Origin of the sequence: Caballeronia sp. Sq4a, assembly GCF_023170545.1 — a bacterium.
GTDB lineage: Bacteria > Pseudomonadota > Gammaproteobacteria > Burkholderiales > Burkholderiaceae > Caballeronia.
Genome location: NZ_CP084250.1, coordinates 1,555,444 through 1,573,830 on the forward strand (window position 1 = coordinate 1,555,444; position 18,387 = coordinate 1,573,830).

General features: G+C 64.9%; 16 protein-coding genes. 2 read left to right on the plus strand and 14 right to left on the minus strand.

Annotation, left to right across the window (positions count from 1 at the left end):
• Window positions 1–45: 45 nt before the first annotated feature.
• From LDZ24_RS07385 to LDZ24_RS07420, 8 genes are all read right to left on the minus strand, one after another.
• On the minus strand, window positions 46–510 hold the full coding sequence (locus LDZ24_RS07385) for a response regulator (protein WP_175940403.1): 465 nt from the start codon (window positions 508–510) through the stop codon (window positions 46–48).
• Window positions 503–2,884, minus strand: a complete 2,382-nt coding sequence (locus tag LDZ24_RS07390; protein WP_248319918.1) for an ATP-binding protein — start codon at window positions 2,882–2,884, stop codon at window positions 503–505. Before LDZ24_RS07390 ends, LDZ24_RS07385 begins: the two co-directional genes overlap by 8 nt.
• Window positions 2,881–3,498: a biliverdin-producing heme oxygenase gene (locus LDZ24_RS07395; protein WP_248319919.1), complete on the minus strand. Its 618-nt coding sequence runs from the start codon at window positions 3,496–3,498 to the stop codon at window positions 2,881–2,883. The genes LDZ24_RS07390 and LDZ24_RS07395 overlap by 4 nt, the downstream gene beginning before the upstream one ends.
• 208 nt (window positions 3,499–3,706) lie before the next feature.
• Window positions 3,707–3,928 (minus strand): hypothetical protein, encoded by a 222-nt coding sequence (locus LDZ24_RS07400; RefSeq protein WP_248319920.1) that lies wholly within the window; start codon window positions 3,926–3,928, stop codon window positions 3,707–3,709.
• Window positions 3,929–3,970: 42 nt separating this feature from the next.
• Entirely contained in the window at window positions 3,971–6,757 is a 2,787-nt protein-coding gene (gene ligD, locus LDZ24_RS07405) for a DNA ligase D (RefSeq protein ID WP_248319921.1), read from the minus strand.
• A gap of 42 nt (window positions 6,758–6,799) precedes the next feature.
• Complete coding sequence (locus tag LDZ24_RS07410; protein ID WP_248319922.1) at window positions 6,800–7,717, minus strand: Ku protein; 918 nt, start codon at window positions 7,715–7,717, stop codon at window positions 6,800–6,802.
• A 199-nt stretch (window positions 7,718–7,916) separates the two neighbouring features.
• On the minus strand, window positions 7,917–8,471 hold the full coding sequence (locus LDZ24_RS07415; protein ID WP_248319923.1) for a DUF6013 family protein: 555 nt from the start codon (window positions 8,469–8,471) through the stop codon (window positions 7,917–7,919).
• A gap of 148 nt (window positions 8,472–8,619) precedes the next feature.
• Window positions 8,620–9,636 (minus strand): zinc-binding alcohol dehydrogenase family protein, encoded by a 1,017-nt coding sequence (locus LDZ24_RS07420; protein WP_248319924.1) that lies wholly within the window; start codon window positions 9,634–9,636, stop codon window positions 8,620–8,622.
• A 120-nt stretch (window positions 9,637–9,756) separates the two neighbouring features.
• Between LDZ24_RS07420 and LDZ24_RS07425 the strand changes: the two genes are divergently transcribed.
• Both LDZ24_RS07425 and serB read left to right on the plus strand, forming a co-directional pair.
• The gene (locus tag LDZ24_RS07425) at window positions 9,757–10,713 is read left to right on the plus strand and encodes a LysR family transcriptional regulator (RefSeq protein ID WP_248319925.1); all 957 of its coding nucleotides are present in this window, start codon (window positions 9,757–9,759) and stop codon (window positions 10,711–10,713) included.
• A gap of 611 nt (window positions 10,714–11,324) precedes the next feature.
• Complete coding sequence (gene serB, locus LDZ24_RS07430; protein WP_248319926.1) at window positions 11,325–12,164, plus strand: phosphoserine phosphatase SerB; 840 nt, start codon at window positions 11,325–11,327, stop codon at window positions 12,162–12,164.
• A 36-nt stretch (window positions 12,165–12,200) separates the two neighbouring features.
• Here the strand turns inward: serB and LDZ24_RS07435 are convergent, their stop codons facing one another.
• From LDZ24_RS07435 to phaR, 6 genes are all read right to left on the minus strand, one after another.
• A complete protein-coding gene (locus tag LDZ24_RS07435; protein WP_248319927.1) occupies window positions 12,201–13,394 on the minus strand; it encodes a cystathionine beta-lyase in 1,194 nt (397 codons plus the stop codon).
• 32 nt (window positions 13,395–13,426) lie between these two features.
• Entirely contained in the window at window positions 13,427–14,092 is a 666-nt protein-coding gene (locus LDZ24_RS07440) for a hypothetical protein (RefSeq protein WP_248319928.1), read from the minus strand.
• A 22-nt stretch (window positions 14,093–14,114) separates the two neighbouring features.
• Entirely contained in the window at window positions 14,115–15,299 is a 1,185-nt protein-coding gene (gene bktB / locus LDZ24_RS07445; RefSeq protein ID WP_248319929.1) for a beta-ketothiolase BktB, read from the minus strand.
• A gap of 37 nt (window positions 15,300–15,336) precedes the next feature.
• Window positions 15,337–16,269: a sugar kinase gene (locus LDZ24_RS07450; protein ID WP_248319930.1), complete on the minus strand. Its 933-nt coding sequence runs from the start codon at window positions 16,267–16,269 to the stop codon at window positions 15,337–15,339.
• Window positions 16,270–16,272: 3 nt separating this feature from the next.
• Complete coding sequence (gene rimO / locus LDZ24_RS07455; protein WP_206468240.1) at window positions 16,273–17,610, minus strand: 30S ribosomal protein S12 methylthiotransferase RimO; 1,338 nt, start codon at window positions 17,608–17,610, stop codon at window positions 16,273–16,275.
• A 174-nt stretch (window positions 17,611–17,784) separates the two neighbouring features.
• Window positions 17,785–18,360, minus strand: coding sequence for a polyhydroxyalkanoate synthesis repressor PhaR (gene phaR / locus LDZ24_RS07460; protein ID WP_175940416.1), 576 nt, complete (start codon window positions 18,358–18,360; stop codon window positions 17,785–17,787).
• Window positions 18,361–18,387: the final 27 nt, after the last annotated feature.

Below are 18,387 nucleotides of genomic sequence, written 5' to 3' on the forward strand. Positions count from 1 at the left end.
GCGCGGGCGCTGGGAAAGTCACGACGGCGAACATGGGCACAACCGTCACTGCCCCGCCGACGGACGACGAAAGCGCGTGGAGCCTGGCGGCGGCTCGTTGAGCACGGCCCAGAAGACGCCGAGATCGCTGATGGCCTCGACGAATTCCGCGAATTCCACCGGCTTCACCACATAGGCGTTCACGCCGAGCTCGTAGCTGCGCACGAGATCCTGCTCCTCGCGCGAGGACGTCAGCATGACGACCGGAATGCTCTTGAGCCCCGCGTTCGACCGCACCATGTCCAGCACTTCGAGGCCGTCGATTTTCGGCAGCTTCAGATCGAGCAGGATGACGGCAGGATTGCCCGGCGCGCGTTCCTTCCACTGGCCCTCGCACGTGAGATAGTCGATGGCTTCCTGACCGTCGCGCGCAACGATCACTTCGTTGGCGAGCTGGCTCTTGTCCAGCGCGACGAGGGTAAGCTCGAGGTCGTTCGGATTGTCTTCGACGAGCAGTATCGGTTTAAGCATGGTCTGGTCTTGATTTTGTCACTGACGTTGCGGATGCGGCCTTCGGCTTGCCGGCCTCCCGGCCCGTCACGCTGTGAAACTCGACCGGCAACGAGAAATAGAATACCGCGCCCTCGCCCAGCCGCCCTTCGGCCCACGTGCGCCCCTCATGCCGCTCGACGATACGCCGCACGTTCGCGAGGCCGATTCCCGTGCCTTCGAACTCCTCCGCGCGATGCAGCCGCTGGAACACGCCGAAGAGCTTGCCTTCGTACTTCATGTCGAACCCGACGCCGTTGTCACGCACACCGATGATGTGCTCGTCGCCACTGCGAGTCGCGAATATCTCGATTTTCGCCGATTCCCGCGTCCGCGTATATTTCACTGCGTTCGAGATCAGATTGCGCACCGCGAGTTGCAGGAAAGCGGCGTCGCCGGTGACGCGCGGCAGCTCGCCGATCACCCATTCGATGTGCCGTCCGACGGTTTCCGAGTCGAACTCGCGCACGACGAATCGCACCAGTTGCCCGAGGTCGACCGGCGCGGGGCGCAGCGCGGCGCGGCCCATCTGCGAGAACGTCAGAAGATCGTCGACGAGCGTGCCTGCGAAGCGCGCCGATTCCAGCATGTTGTTGAGGAAGCGGCGGCTCTTGTCGGACATGCGCTCGGCTTCCAGCTCGCGCAGCAGGTCTCCGTACCCGGCGATATGGCGCAGCGGCGCGCGCAGGTCGTGCGACACGGAATAGGAGAAGGCTTCGAGTTCCTTGTTCGCGCGGGCGAGTTCGGTCGCCATCTCGGCGCGCTCTTCCGCGCGACGCAGCACGATGTTGAGCAGCGCGCCGCGCAGTTCGCTCGCGACCTCGAGTTCGGCCTGGCGCCACGACACCGAATGTCCGCGCACCGTTTCGAGCCAGGGGCTGAAGCTCGTGCGCGGCGCGCTCGCGCCGTCCTCGCCGCGAATCTTCACGGGCTCGCCGGCCCACTTGATGGTCTGCATGACCTCGGGCCGGAACCACAACAGATAGTTCCGGAAAATCTGCGACACGGGCACGGCGAGCACGCCGCACGCCGTGTCCTGATGCGCCTGCCCCGGCGGCCACTGGCGCGCGAGCGAATCCGTCGACCAGACGCCGGACGTGTTCTCCGCGAGCCAGAGCGCGAGCGCGCGCACCGTCTCTTCGTCGGGCGTTTTGCCCATCAGCGTGATCTGGTCGTTCATCACGATGGCCGCGCCTTCGGAACGCGTGAAGCCGAGCAGATCGCCCGGCACGTCTTGCAACCCGGCGACGAAGCTCTCGTGCTCGCTCATCGCGGCGATGAGGCGGGCCATCGTGCGGCGCAGTTCGGCGAGATATTCGCCCTGCTCGCGCTCCTCCTTCGCCTCGATTTGCAGCGACAGCATGTGCCCGAGATGCTCGACGGCCACGCGCGTGCTGAACGGCACGCGGCGCGCGTCCTGATCGTGGCACGAGATGAGGCCCCACAACTGCCCGCGCACGACGATCGACACGGACATCGACGCGTTCGTGCCCATGTTGCGCATGTACTCCAGATGCACCGGCGAGAAGCTGCGCAGCGTGGCGAAGGTCAGATCAACCGGGCGGCCGGTGACCGGGTTGACTGCCGGGACGAGGCGCGCGGGCACGTAGTTCACATCCGACACGAGGCGGATGCGGTTGCGCAGGTACAAGGCGCGCGCCTGAGTCGGAATGTCGGATGCCGGGAAGAACTGATGCAGGAACGACGGATAGCGCGGGTCGCGGTCTTCGGCGAGCACGTGGCTGCGGCCTTCGGCGTCGAAGCTGTAGAGCATCACGCGGCCGAAACCGCAGATCGCGCGGACCTCGCGCACGGCCAGCGCCGCGAGTTCCTCGACCGTGGTGGCGTCCTGCAGATCGCGGGCGAACGTGCGCACGAGCGGATACATCGACGAGAACGCCGCTTCGCCGGGCTCGGCGGTCGCTTCCATTTCGACGATCAGCACGCCGTCGTGCCGATGAACCGTGACATCGAGCCGCGCGGGCTTATCCGTGGCGCCGACGTAGAGCGGCGAGTCCTCCACCTGCATCGTCGATGCGGCGCGCAGAACGCGCCGCGCGGCGTCTTCGCCGACGAGCGCATCGAGCGGCTTGCCGAGCAGCGCCTCGACGCTTTCGCCCATCAGCGCCGCGATGTTCTCGCTTGCCTGCGTGATGCGCGGGCCGGCCTGATCGCCGGCTTCTTCGGCCAGCACGATCAGATAACCGTGCGGTTGAATGCCGCCGGGAATGTGAATCGGCTCGGCCTCGCAGTCCTTGCTCGCCACGCCCGAATCGAGCGTGAGGCGGCGCGCTTCGGCGTCCGGCGGACCGGCGACGTGCCTTCCGTTCAGAGAATCCTCTGGAATATGGCTCATGCGGCGGCTCCCGAAATCGCTCGCGCGTCGGGCGCATCCACGCACAGCCACGCCTGCAGACTCTCGAACGTTCCTATGGCGGCGCTCACCGCGGCGTCGTATCCCGTTTCCGGGACGACCGAGACGGCGGTTTCGCGGAACGCGTTCCACATGCTGCCCGTGCGCGCGCCATAGCCGTCGAAGTAGGCGTTGCCGACGCCCGGCGCGAGGCCCAGTTGCTCGGCCACGTGCGGCGCGATGAAGCGCCCGCCGAGCGTCGAGCCTTCCATCACATAGAGCGAGCCGAAGGCGCTGCCGAGATCGTCGATCGGCGGCAAGCTCCGTGCGTTGGCGATCATGATGGACTCGGCGGCTGTGGGGTCGCCACTGAGCGCGACGAGATCGGCGGCAAGCAGCGACGCCTTGCGGCGCTCATCGAAGAACGCATGCAGCGACGCAGGCAGGCATGCGCCGACCGCGTCTTCCCACGGCGCGACGTAGCCATAGAAACGTTCGAGCAGCGCAATGTAATCGTCGCGCTGCAAGCCGTCCCGCATCAGGTCGAGCGCATGCTCCAGACGGGAATGACACGCAGCGGTTTCTTGCTTCAGGCGGGACAGAAGGTCGTGTCGCATGTTCGGTTGTGTGGCTTGTTGCGCCGGATATGCGGCAAAAGGCAAGCTGGCTGGAAGGTCTTACCGGCCGGAGGAGCGTTGCGCGTGGCGTCCGGTAAAAACAGGCTGTGTTACCCGTTTTTTTCGAGACAGACGATCATTCTACGCAGGCGCCCCTTCGATGTCATGGACATCGCCGCTTCGGCGGCGCTTCAGCCAGTTTTCTGCTTCACGGTTCGCTGCTTCTGCGGTCCGTATCGACGAGACCGCGTTCGATGTCCTCATGCGCCTGCTTGCCTACATCGCGCGGCGTTCCCTCATCTTGCGACTGCACGCTCTGATCCGACTCGTGAGGCAGCGGGGGCTTCGCGCGGTCGTCGCTCGTTGCGTTGGCCTCGTCGTCCCGAGGCGCTTCGGGCGTGCTTTTGGGTTCGTCCTTCGCCTGCTTCATGATGCGCTCCGTTTGCGCTTCGCTGCATGCCGGTTTGATCAATCACCCGCGCGAGCCGTCGATGCCCAGGCGCTTTTTCATCTGCGCCGTGAGCCGCTGGCGCGCCTTGGCATAGCCTTCCCAGGGATCGGCGGTGAGCGCGTCCATCCGCTCGCGCGCATTGCCGATGTTCCACTGGTCGCCGCGCGTGGTGTCGTCGAGTTCGTCCCAACTGATCGGCATCGACGCGCCCATGCCCGGCCGCGCCCGCAGCGAGAACGCGCAGACCGTGCTGGACCCGCGATTGTTGCGCAGATAATCGACGAAAATTTTATCCTGCCGATTCTGCATGCCCATTTTCGCCGAGAAAAATTTCGGCAGCGTCTTGGCCATGAACTGCGCGACGGCTTGCGAGAAACCCTTCATTTCGTCCCAGCCTGCCTGCTTGGCGAGCGGCACGACCACATGCAGTCCCTTGCCGCCGCTCGTCTTGCAGAAGGACGCGAGCCCGAGCTCTTCCAGCAGGTCGCGCGTCAGCTTCGCCGCTTCCACCATGCGATCCCAGCCGACGCCCTCGCCCGGATCGAGATCGAACACCATGCGATCCGGCTTCTCGATGTTCGACGCCACCGAGTTCCACGTATGCAGTTCGATGGTGCCCATCTGCGCGGTGCCGACGAGCGCCTGCGCCGATTCCACCGTCAGAAGCGGCGGATGTCCGGGATCGACGTCCGGATGCTGCGTGATGTGCGGAATAGCGAGCCGCGCGCTGTGCTTCTGGAAGAACAGTTCGCCGCCGATATCGTCGGGCGCGCGCACGAGCGACACCGGCCGGTCCTGCAAGTGCGGCAGCATCCATTCGGCAATCGACGCGTAGTATTCGACCACATCGATCTTTCTCAGGCCCGTCGACTTGTCGATCACGCGGTCCGGATGGCTGATCTTCACGCCTTCGATTTCGGTCGCGTTCGCGCGGGACTTCGAGGCCGTTTTGGCGGCTGTCTTGGCGGCTGTTTTGGCCGCTGTCTTTTTCGCAGTCTTAGCAGCCGTCTTTCGCGCCTTGGGCGTCACTGTCTCTTCTTGCTCAGCCTCGACCTTTTCGGCCGATGCCGGCTCTTCCTTCACGATCTGCCGCGCCGGTTTATCGTCGCGCAGACTGACGAACGATGCTTGTCGCACGATGCGCTCCTTGGTCCATTCCGCGAAATTGCACTCGGCCACGAGTTCGGGCTTCACCCAATGCACCGGCGTGCGGCTGCGTTCCTGCGGCTCCTTCTCGAACGGCATGCGATCCGTCGCGCGCTTGTCGAGTTCCTTCTTGACCGCGACGAGCATCGCGTGATCGAAGCCGGTACCCACGCGCCCCGCGTATTGCAGCTTGCCCTTCGCGTCGTACACGCCGAGCAGAAGCGCGCCGAACGCTCCGCGGCTGCCGGACGGCTCGGAATAACCGGCGACGACGAACTCCTGTCGGCGCCGGCACTTGAGCTTGATCCACGAGTTGCTGCGCCCGGAGACATACGTCGAGTCGATTCGCTTGCCGATGATCCCTTCGAGCGCCATGTCGCACGCGCTCTTGAGCAGGTCGTCGGCGCTGAAGGCGAAGTCTTCGGAATAGCGCAAGGCGGTGTCGTCGACCGGTTCGACGATCGCTTTCAAGAGCGCGCGGCGCTGCACGAGCGGCACGTTGCGCAGGTCGTAGCCGTTCAGAAACGCGAGGTCGAAGAAGTACACGACGATGCCCTGCGGACGCCCGACATCGAACGCGTTCTGCAGCGCCTGAAAGTCCGGCAAGCCGCGGTCGTCGAGCACGACCGCTTCGCCGTCGAGCCAGCCGCTGTCGATATCGAGCTTCTCCAGCGCCTTCACCTGCTTCGGAAACTTGGCCGTCCAGTCGTTGCCGTTGCGCGTGAAGATGCGGATATCGCTCTTGCCCTTCGTCCGCTCGATGCGCGCGAGCACGCGATAACCGTCGAACTTGATCTCGTAGGACCACTCGTCGCTGGGCGGCGCGGCATCGACGAGCGTGGCGAGTTGTGGCTTCAGAAGCGCGGGGAGCTTCGCTTTTTCGGCGCCTTCGATGGCCGGATCGTGCGACAGCGCCCGCAGCGATTCGCTGTTGCGCGTCGCGACGATATCCGGATGCGCGTGCCCGTTCGATGCGTCGCTCGGTGCGCGCGGCACTGTTCTTCGCGCCGCCGGCTTCGCCTTGCGCTCGTTGCGATCGCGCAGTTCGCCGTTTTCGAGCCGCGCGCCGAGCGAGTCGGACAGCACGCTGCCTGGTTTCTTCAGAAGTACGTCATATTCGGATTCGGGCCGCGCATCCTCGTCGCGTTCCTTGATGAGGAACCACTGTTCCTTGTCGCCACTGCCGCGCATGTGACTGCGCACGAGCGTCCAGCCGCCGTGCAGCTTCTCGCCGTCGAGCGTGAACTTGAGCTTGCCCTTTTCGTACTCGCGGGCGGCGTCTTCGGCGGTGCCGGTCTGCGGCGCCCACGTTCCGCGATCCCACACGATGACGCTGCCCGCGCCGTAATTGCCCTCGGGAATGGCGCCTTCGAACGAGCCGTAGTCGATCGGGTGATCTTCGACATGCACCGCCAGCCGCTTCACCGACGGATCGAGGCTCGGCCCTTTGGGCACGGCCCAGGATTTCAGCGTGCCGTCGAGTTCGAGCCGGAAGTCATAGTGCAAGCGCCGCGCGTCGTGTTCCTGAATCACGAAAGAAAGCGCCTGCGCGGGCGCCTTCTTGCGGCGCGCCGTTTTGCGCGCGGCGGTCTTTTCGCCCGAAGGCTCGGGCGTTTCGTTGAAACGCCGCATCCGCTGATAGGTTTCGAGCTTGCCCGTCATCGTCGTGGAGTCCTTGTGTCGTCCGATGGCGCTTATCTCGCGCTAAGCGCGCTTGCGACGCGCCGTCTTGCGCGCCGGGCGCGCGGGTTCCTCGCTGGCGTCCTTGCCCGCGTCGTCGCCGCCGTCGTCGGCACTGGCGGAACTGCCGCCGCGCTTCGTCGCGCCGCCTTTCTTCAGGCTGCGCTTGAGCAGTTCGGACAGGTCGAGAATGTCTGCGCTCGCCTTTGTCTCGCCGCCTTCCTCGAACTTCATCACTTCGGCGACCTTGCCTTCCTTCACCTTTTTCTCGACGAGCGCCATGATGTCGTCGCGGAAGGTGTCGTGATACTTCGTCGGATCCCACGAGTCGCTCATGTCGTCGATGAGACGCTTCGCCATGTCGAGTTCCTTCGCCGTGACGCCGGCCTTCTTGGTGTCTTCGTCAGGGAACGTGAACTGGCTGAAGTCGCGCACTTCATCGCCCCAGCGCAGCGTGTTGAGCGCGAGCGCGGGGCCGACCGGGATCAGCGCGGCGAGATGCTGTTTGTTGTGCAGCACGACGCTCGCGATGCCGACCTTGCCGGTATCCTTCAACGCGTCGCGCAGGAGCGCATAGACCTTCTCGCCCTTGCGGTCGGGCGTGAGGTAATACGGCGTGTCGAGCGAGAGGAACGAGATTTCGGGAGCATCGACGAACGAGAGGATATCGACCGTCTGCGTCGATTCGGGATTGGCCGCGCGGATTTCGGCGTCGGTCATCACGACGTACTTGCCCTTCTCGTACTCGAAGCCTCGCACGATGTTGTCGCGCGTGACGTCCTTGCCGGTGTTCTTGTTGATCTGCTTGTAGCCGATGGGGTCCATCGACCGTTTATCGAGCAGATTGAAGCCGACCTTCTCCGACTGCGTGGCCGGATAGAGTTGCACAGGCACGTGGACCAGCCCGAAGCTGATCGCGCCTTTCCAGATCATGTGCGGCATCGCGATTACCTCGCTGACGGAACGGTCGATGCGTTGGCGGTTGGCATGTCGGCGGCGCGATCGAGCGCGACGCCATGCGCATCGGTTCTGGTAGCAGGAAGGATGCCAACGTCGCCGACCGCCTGTTGTCGACGACGGTGGGCGACAAAGACCGTTAGTTGCGTGATCATCTGCCGCGTTGAGGCGCGGCGCGAGCGGCTTACTTCCGGCTCGCCGTGATGGTCAGCTGAGTGCCGTCATCGAGCGTGACGGTCTTCTTCGATCCGGTCGACGTCGGCATGCTGAAACGCACGATCTGGCTGACGCGGGAATCGACGGGACACTGCAACGCCTTGCCCGCGACCGTGACCTTGCTCGTGCCCTTCGGCGCATAGCCGCGAAAGCTGAGTTGAATGTTAGCCGAACCGTTCTCCGCGACGACGGGCGCAAAGCGGATCTGCACCTGCCGCACGGCTGCGCCCTCGGCGCTGCGCGGGATCGACGAAAGCTGCGGGCACCCGTCCGGCACCGCCTGCGCGCCCTTGGGCGCGGACGCCTGCCAGGTGAAGTCGTCGCTCTCGCCGGAGCGGATGGTGCGCGTCTCCTGCTCGTTGCCGAAGGTCTTCGACGTCATCTTGACCGTGTATTTGATCGGCCCGTCGTTGGGCGCTTCGGACAAGACGCGGATGCCGGGCGTGGCGTGCGCCGTCGCAAGCAGCCCGCAGGCGACCACGGCTGCACACGCGCCGCGCACTGCGTTCGAGAGTCGATTCATCCGGCATCTCCTGAATAAGCGCGAGAGCAATCCGGCGCGTTGGGCGCCGGATCGGCTTAAGGCGGAGTCAGTCTAGCGCCGAGGATGCGCGGGCTTCGTCGGGGAAAACCCGAGCCCGCGCATGCCGGAAAGAATGCGCCGAAGCGTTTCAGAAACCCGTCATCACGAGCTTGCCGATCGCGCGCCCTTCTTCCAGAAGGCGATGCGCTTCTCGCAGATTCGCGGCGTTGATCTTTCCGAGGTTCTTCCCGAGCGTCGTGCGGATGGTGCCTGCGTCGATCAGCCGCGCCACTTCGGACAAGAGCTTGTGCTGCTCGATCATGTCGGGTGTCTGGAACATCGCCCGCGTGAACATGAATTCCCAGTGGAACGCCGCGCTTTTCGCCTTCAGCAGTTCGACTGGAAGCGGCGCTGCATTCTCGACGATCGTGCAGATGCTGCCCTGCGGCTTCACGACTTCGGCAGCGGCGGGGAAATGCTTGTCGGTGTCGTTGAAGATGAGCACATAGTCGACTTGAGGAATGCCGGCGTCCTTCAGTTGCGCCGGGATGTCCTCGAAGTGATTGACGATGCGATCCGCGCCCAGCTCCGTCGCCCATTTCGCCGACTCGGGCCGCGACGCCGTCGCGATCACGTGCAGCTTCGCCACTTGCTTGGCGAGCTGAATACCGATCGAGCCGACACCGCCCGCGCCGCCGATGATGAGCACGGTCTTGCCCGCGTCCTTGCCTTCGGCGGACACCTTCAGCCGGTCGAACAACGCTTCCCATGCCGTGAGCGTGGTGAGCGGAAGCGCGGCCGCGTGCGTGAAGTCGAGCGACTTCGGCTTCGCGCCGACGATGCGCTCGTCGATCAGATGGAATTCGCTGTTCGCGCCTTGCCGCGTGATGTCGCCGGCGTAGTACACGGCATCGCCCACTTTGAAGAGCGAGACGTCCGGACCGACGGCTTCCACGACGCCGGCCGCGTCCCAGCCGAGCACGCGCGGCGTTTCTTCGACCTTGTCCTTCGGCGCGCGCACTTTCGTGTCGACCGGATTCACCGCGATGGCCTCGATTCTGACGAGCAGATCACGGCCGGTCGGCGTGGGCTTGTCGAGCTCGATGTCGATCAGCGATTCAGGATTCGAAATGGGCAAGTAGCGGGTCAAACCGATGGCTTTCATGACGTGTCCTTGTTGAGGTGACTTTGGATTCTTAATGCAAACGGTGACTGCATCGTATCGCGCGCCACGCTATCGGAAAACCGCGATAATGCAGGAAACATTTTTCGGGAAATCCATCGAATGGCGAGCGACGCATGGGTTGAAGGACACGCGCGAGACCGGCTCGATCTGCTGGACGTAAGCCTTTTCGTGCGGGCGGCGGCGCTCTCGAATCTGTCCTCGGCCGCGCGGGAGTTCGGTTTGTCGCCGGCCGTGGCGAGCGCGCGGATCGCGGGCCTGGAGCGCATGCTGGGCGCGCGGCTGCTGCATCGGACGACGCGGCGCGTGAGCGTCACGCAGGAAGGCGAGATTTTCGCGGCGCATGCGCGCCAGTTGCTGGATGCGGCGGAAGCGGCGCGCGCGTCGGTCGGCCGGGCGCTCGCGGAGCCGCATGGGCGGCTGCGCGTGACGATGCCCTCTTCGCTCGGCCGTCAGCACATCTCGCCGTTGATTCCGGCATTTCTCACGCAGTATCCGAGCGTGACGATGGACTTGCGCATGACGGATCAGATCGTCGATCTGGTGGATGAAGGCATCGACCTCGCGATACGCATCGGCGCGTTGAAGGACTCGACGCTCGTCGCGCGCAAGCTCGCGAGCAACCGGCGCGTGCTATGCGCGTCGCCTGCCTATCTCGAGAAACACGGCACGCCGCGCCATCCCGCCGATCTTGCGCAGCACGAATGCGTGATTCTCGCCGATCAGCGCGACTGGAGTTTCGTCACGCCGACGGGCGTAATCGATGTGCGCGTGTCCGGCCGGCTCGTCACCGACAACGGCGAAGTGATCCGCGATGCGCTCGCGGCGGGCATCGGTATCGGGCTGAAGTCGACGTGGAGCGTGGCCCCGTTGCTGGCGAGCGGAGAACTCGTCACGGTGCTCGATGACTATCCGATCGCGCAGACCGTCGCGATCTGGGCGGTGTACCCGAGTCGCGCCTTCGTTCCGCCGAAGACGCTGGCGTTCATCGAGTTTCTCGCGGGCCGGTTCGGGGAGCCGCCTTATTGGGACGTCGAGCCGGCAGCGGTGATGCGGTAGCGAGTTTTGTGATTTGCATGCCGCATGCCCTATGCCGGATGCAAAATGCCAAAAATACCCGCACGGCGTCGAGGTAGCGCCCCTCGCGCGTACATCTCCCCAGGCGGTTCGGCCACGCGCCGTACTGGGACCGTCGAGTAGGCTGCGGTCGCGCGGTAGGGAGTTCTGTGTTTTGCATGCTGCGTGCCCTATGCCGCATGCAAGATGCCAACGCTGCTCGCCCGGCGTTGAGGTAGCGCCCCGCCCTACATCTCGCAAAGCGGCTCGGCGAGCCGCGGTATTGGCACGTCGAGCCGGCTGCGGTGATGCGGTAGCAAGTCTTGCGTTTTGCATGGCTCACGCGCTATGCCGAATGCAAAATGCCAAGGATGCCCGCACGGCGTCGACGTAGCGCCCCTCGCGTACAGCTCGCGAGGCGGTTCGGCCACCCGCCGTACTGAGACCGTCGAGCCGGCCGCGGTCATGCGGTAGGGAGGTTCGCGTTTGCATGCCGCATGCCGCATGCCCTACGCCGCATGCAAAATGCCAAGGATGCCGCACGGCGTCGAAACAAGACCCCGCCCCGTACAATACCCGCTTCCCGCGCCATCGCTCGAAACATACCCGCTCCGATGAACCTCGTCATTCAAAGCCCCGCCCCGATCGCCGATTCGCATTTGCGGCCGCTTGCCGCCCTCGCCCGCTCGCGCACGGCTTCACGTATCGACGACACGCTGTTGCGCCTCGTCGATGCCGATCCGCTTCAGCGTCCCGACGTCGATGCGTATTGCGGAACGCAGGCGCTCGACTACGCCTACATCGAGCCGCAAGCGCAGCTTTCCGATTTCGGTCTCGTCGCCATGGACATGGACTCGACGCTGATCACCATCGAATGCATCGACGAGATCGCGGACTTTTGCGGGCTGAAGGCCGAAGTCGCCGCCATCACGGAAGCGTCGATGCGCGGCGAGATCAAGGACTTCAACGAAAGCCTCACGCGCCGCGTCGCCCTGTTAAAGGGCCTCGACGCCACGGCGCTCGAACGCGTCTATGAAGAACGCCTGCGACTGTCGCCGGGGGCGGAGCGCATGCTGGAAGGCGCGCGCGCGGCGGGACTGAAGACGCTGCTCGTATCCGGCGGATTCACGTTCTTCACCGAGCGCCTGAAAACGCGTCTCGGGCTCGACTACACGCGCGCGAACACGCTCGAAATCGTCGATGGCAAGCTGACCGGCAAGGTCATCGGTGAAATCGTGAATGCCGACGTGAAGGCGCGCACGCTGCGCGAGACGTGCGAGAAGATCGGCATCGATCCGAAGCGGGCGATTGCAATGGGCGACGGCTCCAACGATCTGAAGATGATGGCCGAAGCCGGCCTGTCCGTGGCGTTTCGCGCGAAGCCCGTCGTGCGGGAGTTGGCGAGCGTCGCGTTCAACTTCGTCGGACTGGACGGACTGCTTCGCCTCTTCTGAACGAGGCAAGCGCAGCGTCCGTCACGTCACGTTACGTTACGCGAACGCCTTGCCGAACGCGGATTCGATGTCCGCGCGCAAATCCGCTTCGTCTTCCAGACCCACGTAGAGCCGCACGAGCACGCCTTCGTGCGGCCATTGCGACGCGGTGCGCATCGAGCGCACGTTGTAGGGCATCGCGAGGCTATGCGCGCCGCCCCAGCTCCAGCCAATCGAGAATAGTTCGAGCGCCTCGACGAACGCATCGACCTGTTCGGCGCTGTATCGGGCATCGAACACGATCGAGAACAAGCCACCCGCGCCGCCCGAAAAGTCGCGTGCGAAAAACTCATGGCCGGGGCAATCGTCGAGCGCGGGATGCAGCACCGCCGCCACTTCTGGGCGCGTCTTGAGCCAACGCGCGAGCGCGAGCGCCGAGCGGTCGTGCGCTTCGTAACGCAGTTTCATCGAAGGCAGGCTGCGCAAGACGAGCGATGCATCGTCCGCCGACACACCGACGCCCAGCCGCATGCGCGCGCGCTTGAGCTTCTTGTGCAATTCGACGTCGCGCGTGATGGTTGCGCCCATCAGAATGTCGCTGCCGCCCGACTGGTACTTCGTCAGCGCCTGCACCGAAATATCGACGCCGTGATCGAACGGCTTGAACGCGAGTCCCGCCGAGAACGTGTTGTCGATCGCGGTCACGATGCCGCGCGCCCGCGCGACCGCGGCGATGGCCGGCACGTCCTGCACTTCCATCGTGACCGAGCCGGGCGCTTCGAGCCAGATGAGCTTCGTGTTGGGACGGATCGAATCGGCGATGCCGGCGCCGATCATCGGATCGTAGTAGCTCACTTCGAGGCCGAAGTCGCTCGCGAGCCAGTCTGCATGCTCGCGATTCGGCGAGTACGCGTTGTCCGGCACGAGCACGTGATCGCCCGCTCTGACGAGGCCGAAGTACACGTTCGAAATCGCCGCGAGGCCGGACGGCTGCAAGAGCGCATGCTCGCCACCTTCGATCGCGGCGAGGCGCTGCGCGAGCGCGATCGTCGTCGGCGTGCCGTGCAGGCCGTAGCGCCACTTCGAGTCGTCGCTCCAGACGAGCGCGCGCATGGTCGCGAGATCCGGAAAAACGACCGTCGAGGCCCGCGCCACCGGCACGGAGAACGACTCGAAGCCGGGCGTGATGCGGTCGTCCGGCTGGACGATGCGCGTTTGCAGGTCTCGGTCCTTGCTGCTGAAATCGGTCATGGGCTGGCTGTCAGCGTGGATGGAAGAAGGCGTTATTCGCCGATGATGACGTTGCTCGTGCCGCCGACGGCGTTCGACGGCGACGGCGGCAGCGCAGGAGGCGCCGGCTCAAGCGATGGCGCAGCAGGCGCCGCATTGCCCGCTGGCGCGCGCGGAAGCATGACGCCAGCGACGGCAGGCCGCAGTTCGAAAGGCTGCGCATTCGAATCGTCCGGGTCCATGCGTTCGCCCGAGACGCTTCCGTCCGCCTCGAACTTGCCGACCCAGTTGCCGGTGATGTGCGTCCCGTCGTTCGACTCCTCGATTTCGAGCGTTTCGCCGTCGCGGTCGCCCGCCACGAGAATCACCGTCGGACTGCCGGCGAAGCGATACTCGCCGTGCACGCCGGACGCGTCATCGGTCTTGGCGCCGAGCTTCATCTCGATCTGCTTGCCGCCGAGCGTGCCCACGTAGCGCGGAAAGCGCGCGTACTCCGGATTCGGCGCAAGCGGCTTTTGCGGCGGCAGCGCGAGCGTCCGGATCGCCTTGTCGGCGCCATACGATTCGCCGCTCGGCGCGCTCCGGGCGCTCGCTGACGCCGACGCCGACGCGTCGGGCGGCATCAGCGAATTGCAGCCCGCGAGTGCGAGCGCGACGAACACAGCGGCGGTCATCGTCAGCGCGGCCGGCAAGCCCGGCCGCTTCGTTGCTTCTCTCATCCTTCTTTCCTTCGATACCACGTCAGATACGCTCGAAGATCGCGGCGATCCCCTGCCCGCCGCCGATGCACATGGTCACGAGCGCGTAACGCCCGCCGATGCGCTGGAGCTCGTACAGCGCCTTCACCGTGATGAGCGCGCCCGTCGCGCCGATCGGATGCCCGAGCGAAATGCCCGACCCATTCGGGTTCACTTTCGCGGGATCGAGCCGCAACTCCTGCGTGACGGCGCAGGCTTGCGCGGCGAACGCTTCGTTGGCTTCGATCACGTCGAGATCGTCGACGGAAAGCCCGGCGCGCTCCAGCACCTTGCGCGTGGCCGGCACCGGGCCGATGCCCATGATGGTCGGATCGACGCCCGCGTGCGCGTACGCCACGAGCCGCCCGAGCGGCCGCGCGCCGCGCTTCTCCGCGACGCCGCGTTCCATCAGCACGACGGCTGCCGCGGCGTCGTTGATGCCGGACGCGTTGCCCGCCGTCACCGTGCCGTTCTCCTTCGCGAAGACCGGCTTAAGCTTCGCGAAGTCTTCCGCTGTCGCGTTCATGCGCACGTGCTCGTCGCGATCGAAGACGGTGTCGCCCTTCTTCGATGCCAGCGTGATCGGCAGAATCTGCTCCTTGAAGTAGCCGGCTTCGATGGCGTTGGCCGCGCGACGGTGCGATTCCAGCGCAAGCGCGTCCTGCGCCTCGCGCGTGATGCCGTACTTGTTCGCGACGTTCTCGGCCGTCACGCCCATGTGAATCTTGTGGAACGGGTCGTTGAGCGCGCCGAGCATCATGTCGACGACGCGCGCATCGCCCATGCGCTGGCCGAAGCGCGCGGCGGGCATCACGTACGGCGCGCGGCTCATGCTTTCCGCGCCGCCGCCGATGGCGATGTCGGCGTCGCCGAGCAGAATCGATTGCGCAGCCGACACGATCGCCTGCAAGCCCGAGCCGCACAGCCGGTTCACGGTGAGCGCGGGCGCGTGCTGCGACACGCCGCCGTCGAGCGCCGCGACGCGCGCGAGATACATGTCGCGCGGCTCGGTCTGGATCACGTTGCCGAACACGACCTGTCCGACTTCCTCGCCCGCGACGCTCGCGCGGGACAGCGCCTCGCGCACCACGCGCGCGCCGAGATCGGTCGGCGCGAAATCCTTGAGCGCGCCGCCGAAGTCGCCGATTGCCGTGCGCACGCCGCTTGCCACCACCACTTCGCGTTCCATGTCGTCTCCTTTGCCTATCGAGTGATTTTTTGAAAGCTCACGCCAGCGCGCGTTCGACGGCCGCCCGGTCAGGAATCGGCGCGACCGCGCCGAAGCCTTGCGTCGACAAGGCCGCCGCCGCGTTCGCGTAGTGCGCGGCCGTGAAAGGATCGTCGCCCGCGACGAGCCGCGCGATGAACGCGCCGCCGAAGCAATCGCCCGCGCCGGTCGCATCGACCGCATTCACGACGCGGCCCGGCACCACGCGCCGCTCGTCCGGCGTCGCGATATACGCGCCTTCCGGGCCGAGCTTCATCGCGACGATTTTCGGGCCGAGCGCGAGCAGCGAATCGACGATGGCGTCTTTGTCTTCATGGCCCGTGAGCACGGTGACGTCGTCCCAGCTCGGCAGACAGATATCGCTCTGGCGGATCGCTTCGAGCATCACCGCGCGGGCGCGGGCGAGCGGCCAGAGCTTCAAGCGCAGGTTCGTGTCGAAGCTGACCTTCACGCCGTTGCTGCGCGCATGGTCGATCGCCGCGAACGCGGCATCGCACGCGCTCACGCCGATGGCGAGACTAATGCCCGACAGATGCACGACTTTCGCCGCCGCGATCATGTCGAGCGGCAGATGCGCCGGCGCGTAGCGGCTCGCCGCCGACCCCGCGCGCAGATAATCGAAGCGATGCCCGCTCGCGCCGTGCGACACGAAATAGACGCCCGTTGGCGCGTCCGGATCGACGCGAACGGCGGACGTATCGACGTTCTCCGCACGCCACAGATCGAGCAGCAGTTGCCCGAACCCATCGTTGCCGACGGCCGAAACGAAGCCCGTCGCCGCGCCCTGCCGCGCCGCCGCGATCAGAAAGTTCGATACGTCGCCGCCGAAGCCTTGCAGATACGTCGGCTCGTCACGTCTCGCCTGATTGAACTCGATCATCGCCTCGCCGAGCGCGAGGATGTGCGGCGCGTGGGGCGTCTTCGGGGTCATCGATCAGACCTCGCCCCAGAGATCGTGGCCGTCCGCGCCCGTGATCTTCACCGAGACGAAGTCGCCTGCCTTGTAGCGCTTGGACGCCTTCGTCGGCGGCGCGATATACACGACGCCGTCGATTTCCGGCGCATCCGCCGCCGTGCGCCCGATGCCGCCTTCCGCGCTGATTTCATCGACGAGCACTTTCAGCGTCTTCCCGACTTTCTTCTTCATGCGCTTCGCCGACAGTTCCTCGGCCAGTTCCATGAAGCGCGCGCGGCGTTCCTCGCGCACGTCGTCAGGCAACGCGCCGTCGAGTTCGTTGGCGGTGGCGCCTTCGACCGGCGAATACGCGAAGCAGCCGACGCGATCCAGATCCGCTTCCTCGATGAAGTCGAGCAGCGTCTGGAACTGTTCCTCCGTCTCGCCCGGAAAACCCGCGATGAACGTGCTGCGAATCGTCAGATCCGGGCACATCGCGCGCCATGCCTTGACGCGCTCCAGCACCTTTTCGGCGTTGGCCGGGCGCTTCATGCGCTTCAGCACTTCCGGATGCGCGTGCTGGAACGGCACGTCGAGATACGGCAGCACGTGGCCTTTGAGCGGGCCTTCCGCCATCATCGGGATGACTTCATCGACGCTCGGATACGGATAAACATAATGCAGGCGCACCCACGCGCCGTACTGCGCGGCGAGTTCACCCAGCGCGCCGACGAGTTCGGTCATGCGCGTCTTGAGCGGCTTGCCGTTCCAGAAGCCGGTGCGGTACTTCACATCGACGCCGTACGCGCTCGTGTCCTGCGAGATGACGAGCAGTTCCTTCACGCCCGACTTGAAGAGATTCTCGGCTTCGAGCATCACTTCGGCGACGGGGCGCGAAACGAGATCGCCGCGCATCGACGGAATGATGCAGAACGTGCAGCGATGGTTGCAGCCTTCGGATATCTTGAGATACGCGTAATGGCGCGGCGTGAGCTTGATGCCGGCGGGCGGCACGAGATCGACGAACGGATCGTGCGGCTTCGGCAGGTGCGCGTGAACCGCGTTCATCACTTCGTTGGTCGCGTGCGGGCCGGTCACGGCCAGCACCTTCGGATGCACTTCCTCGATGAGCCCGCTGCCGCTCGCGCTCTTTTTCGCGCCGAGGCAGCCGGTCACGATGACCTTGCCGTTTTCGTTGAGCGCCTCGCCGATGGCGTCGAGGCTTTCCTGCACGGCTTCGTCGATGAAGCCGCAGGTATTGACGACGACGAGGTCGGCGCCGTCATAGCTGCCGGAGATTTGATAACCCTCGGCGCGCAACTGGGTGATGATCTGCTCCGAATCGACGAGGGCTTTCGGGCAGCCGAGGCTGACCATGCCGATCTTCGGCGCGGAGTTCGTCTTGACGATTGAATCTGGGGAATTTTTCACGGGGAAACGGTCGGATGAGGGGCGTCGCCGGACGCACGAGGCCAATCCCGTATTTTACCCCGGAGCATCCGTCAAAGCCGTTCCGGGCCGGCTCGCCCGAAGCGAGAACGCCCGACTTCCTTACTTCTTGTCCCCTGACGGCGCAGTCGGCGTCGGGAACGGGAACGTGTTGAACATCGTCTTCGCCTGATTCTGCATCTGCTCCTGCATCTGCACGAACATGTTCTTCGACTGCTCGATGTAGCTCGTCATCATGCCCTGCATCATCGGGGCCTGCATGTTCATGAACTGCGACCAGACTTCGGGGTTGAGCGCGTTGCCGTCGTAGATGCCCTTGCTTTGCTCGGAGAGCTTCTGCTGGATGTCGATGAACGCCTGGATGTTCTTCTCCAGATACGTGCCCATCATGCCCTGCATGGCGTGGCCGTAAAAGCGGATGATCTGCGAGAGCATCACCGACGAAAACATCGGCAAGCCGCCGCTCTCTTCTTCCAGAATGATCTGCAAAAGGATGCTGCGCGTCAGGTCGTCGTTGGACTTGGCGTCGAGCACCTTGAAGTCTTCCTGATCGAGCACGAGCTGCTTCACGTCGGACAACGTGATGTAGGTGCTCGTCTCCGTGTCATAGAGCCGCCGGTTCGGATATTTTTTGATGAGTCGTTCGGCGGATTTCTTTGTAGTAGTCGTGGTGGTCATTGAACGCCTTCAAAACGCGAGACTTTA

Bases quoted from the DNA above. Each gene is read 5' to 3' on its own strand.
- LDZ24_RS07385 (WP_175940403.1), bottom strand. From the start codon at position 510: ATGCTTAAACCGATACTGCTCGTCGAAGACAATCCGAACGACCTCGAG.
- LDZ24_RS07390 (WP_248319918.1), bottom strand. From the start codon at position 2,884: ATGAGCCATATTCCAGAGGATTCTCTGAACGGAAGGCACGTCGCCGGT.
- LDZ24_RS07395 (WP_248319919.1), bottom strand. From the start codon at position 3,498: ATGCGACACGACCTTCTGTCCCGCCTGAAGCAAGAAACCGCTGCGTGT.
- LDZ24_RS07400 (WP_248319920.1), bottom strand. From the start codon at position 3,928: ATGAAGCAGGCGAAGGACGAACCCAAAAGCACGCCCGAAGCGCCTCGG.
- ligD (WP_248319921.1), bottom strand. From the start codon at position 6,757: ATGACGGGCAAGCTCGAAACCTATCAGCGGATGCGGCGTTTCAACGAA.
- LDZ24_RS07410 (WP_248319922.1), bottom strand. From the start codon at position 7,717: ATGCCGCACATGATCTGGAAAGGCGCGATCAGCTTCGGGCTGGTCCAC.
- LDZ24_RS07415 (WP_248319923.1), bottom strand. From the start codon at position 8,471: ATGAATCGACTCTCGAACGCAGTGCGCGGCGCGTGTGCAGCCGTGGTC.
- LDZ24_RS07420 (WP_248319924.1), bottom strand. From the start codon at position 9,636: ATGAAAGCCATCGGTTTGACCCGCTACTTGCCCATTTCGAATCCTGAA.
- LDZ24_RS07425 (WP_248319925.1), top strand. From the start codon at position 9,757: ATGGCGAGCGACGCATGGGTTGAAGGACACGCGCGAGACCGGCTCGAT.
- serB (WP_248319926.1), top strand. From the start codon at position 11,325: ATGAACCTCGTCATTCAAAGCCCCGCCCCGATCGCCGATTCGCATTTG.
- LDZ24_RS07435 (WP_248319927.1), bottom strand. From the start codon at position 13,394: ATGACCGATTTCAGCAGCAAGGACCGAGACCTGCAAACGCGCATCGTC.
- LDZ24_RS07440 (WP_248319928.1), bottom strand. From the start codon at position 14,092: ATGAGAGAAGCAACGAAGCGGCCGGGCTTGCCGGCCGCGCTGACGATG.
- bktB (WP_248319929.1), bottom strand. From the start codon at position 15,299: ATGGAACGCGAAGTGGTGGTGGCAAGCGGCGTGCGCACGGCAATCGGC.
- LDZ24_RS07450 (WP_248319930.1), bottom strand. From the start codon at position 16,269: ATGACCCCGAAGACGCCCCACGCGCCGCACATCCTCGCGCTCGGCGAG.
- rimO (WP_206468240.1), bottom strand. From the start codon at position 17,610: ATGGTCAGCCTCGGCTGCCCGAAAGCCCTCGTCGATTCGGAGCAGATC.
- phaR (WP_175940416.1), bottom strand. From the start codon at position 18,360: ATGACCACCACGACTACTACAAAGAAATCCGCCGAACGACTCATCAAA.